1 protein-coding gene is annotated in these 764 nt (G+C 66.2%); it reads right to left on the bottom strand.

Features of this window, described 5'->3' with window-relative positions; translation table 11 throughout:
• Window positions 1–138: 138 nt before the first annotated feature.
• Window positions 139–764: superoxide dismutase (locus IJ15_RS0123730; protein WP_031940811.1), on the bottom strand; the 626-nt coding region annotated here is incomplete at its 5' end.

Here is a 764-nt window from a genome sequence, read left to right as displayed (position 1 = left end):
CCTCGATGTGTGAGATCGCGTGACAGAACCATATCAGCGAGCACGGCGCTCGCCCTCGCGATGTCGACGCGTGGCGCCGGGGCCGGAAGCCGGACAAGGCGCAGAACGCGGGGTGGGGCGAGGAATCAGGCGCGCAGATCAGGCGGGGACGATGAGTCCGGCGGTCTGGGTGCGGGCGGCGGCGAAGCGGGTGGCGACGTCGTTCCAGTTGACGATGTTCCAGAAGGCGTTGACGTAGTCGCCCTTGACGTTCTGGTAGTCGAGGTAGAAGGCGTGTTCCCACATGTCGAGCATGAGCAGGGGGGTGAGGCCGATGGAGATGTTGCCCTGCTGGTCGTAGAGCTGGACGATGATCAGGCGCTGGCCGATGGAGTCCCAGGCGAGGATGGACCAGCCGGAGCCCTGGATGGCGTTGGCGTTGGCGGAGAAGTGGGCGCGGAAGGCGTCGAATCCGCCGAACTGGTCGTCGATGGCTGCGGCGAGTTCGCCTTCGGGCTTGTCTCCGCCTTCGGGGGAGAGGTTGTTCCAGAAGACGGAGTGGTTGGTGTGTCCGCCGAGGTGGAACGCGAGGTTCTTCTCGTGGAGGTTGACCACGGGTGCGAGGGTGTCGGCTGCGCGGAGTTCGGCGAGCTTGTCGAGGGCGGCGTTGGCGCCGGCGACGTAGGCGGCGTGGTGCTTGCTGTGGTGCAGCTCCATGATCTTGCCGGAGATGTGGGGCTCGAGGGCTGCGTAGTCGTAGGGGAGGTCGGGCAGCGTGTAGACGG

Source organism: Prescottella defluvii (assembly GCF_000738775.1).
Lineage (GTDB): Bacteria > Actinomycetota > Actinomycetes > Mycobacteriales > Mycobacteriaceae > Prescottella > Prescottella defluvii.
Note: the sequence above shows the minus strand (reverse complement) of the source record. Positions and strands in the feature narration are given on the sequence as shown.